This window comes from Chryseobacterium sp. Leaf201 (assembly GCF_001421435.1).
Classification (GTDB): domain Bacteria; phylum Bacteroidota; class Bacteroidia; order Flavobacteriales; family Weeksellaceae; genus Chryseobacterium.
Genome location: NZ_LMKA01000017.1, coordinates 1 through 5,837, shown reverse-complemented (window position 1 = coordinate 5,837; position 5,837 = coordinate 1). Strand labels below are relative to the sequence as shown.

Below are 5,837 nucleotides of genomic sequence, written 5' to 3'. Positions count from 1 at the left end.
GAACTTTGTTTTCTTCTGCAAATTTTACAATCTCAAAATGCTCAATCAAGAGTTCAGGTAAAAATAATTTGAGGAGTTCGGCATCGTTTAACATTCCACAAAATTATCAATATTTTTTTTCTCCCCAAGTTTTGAGATTGATCCGATACAATCATGACTTATAGTCGGCCATAGGCTTTCAGAAAACCTGTAATAAAAAAAGAGCAGATAATTGCTTATCTGCTCCCGGTATACCTTATGGTATTAAATGAGTTACGCTATTTTAACGTTCACTGCATTAACACCTTTGTTTCCATTTTGTAAATCGAATGTTACGACATCGTTTTCACGGATCTCATCCACTAAACCTGAAGTATGTACGAAAACATCCTGTCCACCTGTTGATGGTGTAATAAAACCAAATCCTTTGGCATCGTTAAAGAATTTTACTGTTCCTTGTTGCATTGTAATATGTATTAAAAAATTATTGTATTCTATTATATAGGACCCATATCCCTATGTCTTGATTCAAATCAAAACGATAATAAATTTTTGAGAGAAAAATATGGATGTGTGGAATTTAAGAGTGAAAATCGAACTTCTTAAAAGTAGTGCATCTAAAAATTAATGACAAAATTGAGCGGCTGTATCAGCAGGAAATGAAAATAAGTGATATTCAATTTCAGACTTGCTTAGGCAGTAGCCTTATTATTTTACAAATGTAGGTGAAATAAACGGACTGTGCAAATTTAATTTGATTAATTACTATCTATGCACCTATCTTAGCAAAGAAATACAGTCAGTTATCCGGCAGCCGCACAAATTTGAATGCTAATAATAACAGTAAATCTCAAAAATGATTTGATATTTGCAAAGGCGAAAAACATTAATGCAATTACATATATTTTATAACAAGCAACAATTAAAAATTGATGACAGAGAAATTCCCGATCACAAACAGTAACTTTCAGCAAATAGACTTGGTAAAGTTATTCAATAAAAATACGGACTAAGCGAGAAACAATTAATGCCAAACAGGAATTTCACAATGGTTATAAACGGGCACAGACTCATCTCGGTTTTCCAATCTGGCTTTTTTGCAGGGGTATGCGGACGGAATTCTGTTTGTACTACCATGGTAAACCTAATTCGCTATAACAAATGAAAACAAGTCAAAAATAAGCTGCAATTAATTCTGGATAATCCGGATCACTTATATAGATATAGTGTAATGTTTTACACCATAAAAACAAAAAAATATGTATTCCATTCTCGAAAATTTCATAAGAGGTAAAGCTGACATTGATGCCGAAAAACTTCAGGAAATCTGTTCTTACTTTAAATTGGTAAAGACAAAGAGAAACGAAATACTTCTGCATTATGATCAGGTCTGTAGTCATTACTATTTTATTAATACAGGATGCATCCGGTTATTTACCATCGATGAAAACGGTAATGAAAATTCAAGGTACTTTGCATTTAAGGGAAGTTTCGCGACTGCCCTACCAAGCTTTATAGACCAAAAGCCAGCCGAAGAGTATCTGCAGACTATTGATAAATCTGAGTTATTGTCCATTTCAAGGGCCGATTTTTATCATTTGACCGATACGATACCTCAATTTGCAAAAATATACACCGAAATCTTAGAACTTGGCTTTATATCGGCACAGAAAAGAATTTATGGTTTTCAGGGATTTGATGCTTTGGCTAAAATAAAATGGGTCATCCAACATCAGCCACACTTACTGCTCAGCGTGTCAAACAAGATGGCAGCTTCTTATCTGGGGATTTCGCCTTCTACCTTAAGCAGATTAAAATTGAAATTATAAAAACGTTGCTCCAGGGCAACGTTTTTAATTTTTATAGTAGCTAGCTTTGTCCGGACAAATAATAAAATGAAGAGCATATTTATATTAATATTATCAATATCAACAGCATGCTTCGGACAGTCTGCTGCGGAGACAAAAATACCGCAAATGGTAGTCGGTAATTATGTTAAACCGATTGACAATCTAACTTTAGAAGCTGCCGTAGAGATGACAAAACGTATGACCAAAAGTGCATTCTCGCTAAACAAAAAAGTTTCTATTGCCGTATTGGACGCTTCCGGGAATATAATTCTGCTTACCCGTGGTGACGGAGTCGGCCCACACAATACTGAGGCTGCAAGGAGGAAAGCCTACACGGCTTTATCAACCAAAACATCTACGCTTCTATTGTTAAGAAATGCAGAGGCGAGTATTGATGCAAAGAATCTGAATACAGTCACTGAACTCCTTTTATTGAGTGGCGGAGTACCGGTTTGGTTCAAAGGAAATGTCATTGGCAGCGTTGGAATAGCGGGCGGCGGCAGTCCTGAAAATGATGACCTGATTGCCAAAGCAGCCTCCATCGAAGAAATAGGAATTACAACAAAATAAATCTAACTATATAAAAATGAAAAAATTATTTTTTGCGTTGCTCTTATCAGCAGCATCCACCTTAGCATTTGCTCAGCAGAAGGAGTTTCAGCTTTCCAGTCATATCCTGGACGTATCAAAAGGAACACCAGCCACTGGAGTGAGTATCAAACTGGAAAAATATAATGAACAGACAAAAACCTGGATTTTTACAGATCAAAAAAATACAGACATCAACGGCAGAATAACGGATTTTCTTACTACAGAGAAATCCAACATCGGAATTTACAAATTAACGTATTATACAGGTGAATATTTCAAAAAAACAAATACAGACAGCTTCTACCCTTTTATTGAAGTGGTATTCCAGATAAAAGACAGAAATCATTATCATGTTCCTATAAAACTTTCTGCTTATGGTTATTCTACCTATAGAGGGAACTAGGAATGAAAGAAATCAGAAAATTGGCAGGGGTAGAACTTAAACCGGCACCTCACTTAAAATTTTATTGTTGACCGCAATGTCTGCTGAAGTTTTGTGAAGTATGGTTCACCTTTCAGACGCCCGATAATGAGAGAACCTGTCAGCATTGTTATCCAAAGATCGGAAATATCTGCTGCGCTGCCTGTAAAATTAAACAGCCCTACCCGCTTTCCTTCATCTAATACCTTTTCAAGCCAATCATTAACCAAAGCTAAATTCTGACTTGATCCCAGTTGCAGCCTCTCAGGGATATCTGCATAAGAGGAACCGAAAGTTCCGGCTAAGCAGAGATTATTGTTTGTCTTAAAATAAGTCTTGTATAAATTCAAAATGGTCTCTATCTTAACCTCTGCCGTTTCGTCTTCGATGCTCTTAACCAGTTCCTCAAAATCGGCTCTGTCTTTGGTGATGACTGCTAAACCAAGATCTTCCTTATTGGGGAAGTAATGGTGAATAGCAGAATTTTTAATGTTCAGTTCGGTAGCAATCATCTTGTAATTAAATGAATGATAGCCAAGCTGCATCATATGATTTCTTGCTAATTCAATTATTTTTTCTTTAGTGTTGTTAGTTGCCATTTACGTAATTTTTATGCAAAGATACTTACTTATAAGTAACTCTATAGTTTTAACATTATTATAAAACTTTCCTTACGAAAATCTTTTGTTTAAATAAGGAAGTCAATAATTTTTCGGTTAAACGGATCATCGAAAAGAAATCGGCGCCCATTGCTTTATCCCATTTTTTATCCGGGAGCCTGATTGTGATCATGCACAGATACACCATTGGTAATCAAAACATTCAAATTTTAAAAGTCTGCCAGTTATAATTAAGCTTAAACAAATTAAAGGCACATACGTATATTTCAGTATGTGCCTTTTTAAAATCGTAAAGTGATTTATAATTACTGTAATACCAAAAACATTTTATAGGTTTTTATCCTAAGATTATCAGCCAACGTCAGGGTCTGATTAGGCCATGAACAGACCTGATCTTCAACGGCTAATGCCGTCTGACATACCAGATAATTATTTTGCTTCCGGCATCAGGGGAAGTAATTCTTCCGTCGTCAAAATTGCATGGGCAAATGTAGGCCCGTTAATTTCATGGGCAGCGTGCATTCCTTCCAAAGAAAATGCTGCTGTAGCATCTTTTACAAGGGTAACGTGATAGCCCTGTTCCATTCCGTAGCGTCCTGTGGACTCTATGCACGTATTAGCCACCATCCCGATCAGGATAATGTGGGTTACAGAATGTTGCTGCAATTGCGCGCCAAGGTCAGTATTAGCGAATCCGCTTTGTGCCCAGTGTTCCTTCACAATAACATCACCCTGCTTAGGACCGAACTCCACATTAAATTCTCCTCCCCAAGTCCCTTCAGCAAACGGCTGGCCTGCAACTCCTGCCAATTGGAAAGGGTTCGCAAATTTCCAACCTTTAAAATCGTCCGGATGCGAGCGATGGTGAGGTACTATAAATACCTGTATTCCTGCTGCGCGTGCTGCCTCAATTACCTGTTTCATGTGTTTGAAGGTATCAGCTTTCTCCCTCGAAGCTTTCGTTATCTCAAATAACTTTCCACCCTCAGACATAAAATCATTGTATGGATCTACAATTAAAAGGCCGGTGCGGTCAGCTGCATAAGTTCCTGACCATGTGTTCTCGCTGTTAGCTGAATTTGAATTTAATGCTGTCATTTTATATATTGATTAAAATTATTACTGCAAATGTACTTACTTACATGATAGTAAGCTAATTTTTCAGCATTTTTATTTCAATTCATGTCTTCTTTTTATATTCATGCTCTAAAAGAAAGTATTATGCAGAATGATATTGCTTTATAAAAAGTGATCGTTATATACTTTGAGCTTTAAACTCCGGAATGGCAAGAAAAGAGTTACTGCTGGGATGCATGGTTACAAGAATCAAAAATGGGAATGCACAAATTTGTCGGCATATCCATCTGTTACACAAAATCTCATTTGAAGATGAAAAGGCAATTCATTAATTGAGGGATAAATTTTATCAAAACAGACCCAATCATTAAAAGCACTCAAAATCAACCCTTAATAACTTTCTGATTATCCTTGTTTTGATCTGATCTGTTTTGTACTATTATTTGCCAATAGAAACGTTAACCATTGCTTATTTTTTAAAAGTTAGTGTTGGAGTTTCGTATGTAATTTAAACCAACCTGTAATTAATAACAATGAAGAATCTCTTAAGGTTTCTGATTTATTTTCATATTCCTGGCTGTGATACTTTACAAATAAGGTCTTGCCGTTTCATCTGCAGCAGCGAGATTTTCAGCACGTTTGCTGATATCGGCTTCTTGTAATGCGGCTTCCAATTGATCCTTATCTAAGTCCTGGCAATATGCTGGTTCGCCCGGTTGCTGCCTCCATGATTCAGAAAGCAAACCCCCATCAATAGCATCGAAGCCAATTCCATCGATTAACTTCACCACAACCTTTTTTTGTGCTTCGTCATTGCCTGCAACCGACAATGCGATTCTGTTTGAACTTCCTGCCGGAACTGCCTTTTCAGCTAAGCTTTGGGCAACAATATTATTAAAAGCTTTAATTACAGGGTGACCAATTATTTTTGCTGTCCATTCGCTGTCTGCTGCCCCATTGGCAATCTCAGTGATCTGACCGTCGCGGGACGGATAATAATTTCCTGCATCAACAATGATTGCTTCAGAAGCTGATAAAATATCAGTGGGTAAATTTACCATTGCTTTTGCAGGGATTGCAATAATGACAAGGTCTTTTGCACCGGCGGCGGCTTCCACCCTTACAGGATCCGCTCCTGTTTTTGAAGCAATTACAGTTAAAGTTTCCGGTCCGCGTGAATTTGCGATTAAAACTTTATGCCCTGATTCTGTTAAATGTCCGGCAAGGATACTTCCGATGTTACCGGATCCAATTATTCCTATTTCCATAATGAATATTTTATTTTCTTTTATAATATAA

General features: G+C 36.8%; 7 protein-coding genes. 3 read left to right on the top strand and 4 right to left on the bottom strand.

Translation table 11 applies throughout. The annotated features are described in order from the left end of the window. Positions 1-252 precede the first annotated feature (252 nt). Positions 253-444: a cold-shock protein gene (locus tag ASE55_RS02710; RefSeq protein WP_027388074.1), complete on the bottom strand. Its 192-nt coding sequence runs from the start codon at positions 442-444 to the stop codon at positions 253-255. A 794-nt stretch (positions 445-1,238) separates the two neighbouring features. On the opposite strand from ASE55_RS02710, the gene ASE55_RS02705 reads away from it, so the two are divergent. The 3 genes from ASE55_RS02705 to uraH all read left to right on the top strand — a co-directional run bounded on the left by ASE55_RS02705 (position 1,239) and on the right by uraH (position 2,823). Continuing rightward, positions 1,239-1,808 (top strand): Crp/Fnr family transcriptional regulator, encoded by a 570-nt coding sequence (locus ASE55_RS02705; protein ID WP_056215209.1) that lies wholly within the window; start codon positions 1,239-1,241, stop codon positions 1,806-1,808. A 66-nt stretch (positions 1,809-1,874) separates the two neighbouring features. Beyond that, positions 1,875-2,399, top strand: coding sequence for a GlcG/HbpS family heme-binding protein (locus tag ASE55_RS02700; RefSeq protein ID WP_056215207.1), 525 nt, complete (start codon positions 1,875-1,877; stop codon positions 2,397-2,399). Between the two features lie 16 nt (positions 2,400-2,415). Beyond that, positions 2,416-2,823: a hydroxyisourate hydrolase gene (gene uraH / locus ASE55_RS02695; RefSeq protein ID WP_056215204.1), complete on the top strand. Its 408-nt coding sequence runs from the start codon at positions 2,416-2,418 to the stop codon at positions 2,821-2,823. Positions 2,824-2,876: 53 nt separating this feature from the next. Here the strand turns inward: uraH and ASE55_RS02690 are convergent, their stop codons facing one another. The 3 genes from ASE55_RS02690 to ASE55_RS02680 all read right to left on the bottom strand — a co-directional run bounded on the left by ASE55_RS02690 (position 2,877) and on the right by ASE55_RS02680 (position 5,806). Then, a complete protein-coding gene (locus tag ASE55_RS02690) occupies positions 2,877-3,440 on the bottom strand; it encodes a TetR/AcrR family transcriptional regulator (protein ID WP_056215201.1) in 564 nt (187 codons plus the stop codon). A 450-nt stretch (positions 3,441-3,890) separates the two neighbouring features. After that, entirely contained in the window at positions 3,891-4,559 is a 669-nt protein-coding gene (locus tag ASE55_RS02685) for an isochorismatase family cysteine hydrolase (protein ID WP_056215198.1), read from the bottom strand. A gap of 566 nt (positions 4,560-5,125) precedes the next feature. After that, on the bottom strand, positions 5,126-5,806 hold the full coding sequence (locus ASE55_RS02680; protein ID WP_056215212.1) for an NADPH-dependent F420 reductase: 681 nt from the start codon (positions 5,804-5,806) through the stop codon (positions 5,126-5,128). Positions 5,807-5,837: the final 31 nt, after the last annotated feature.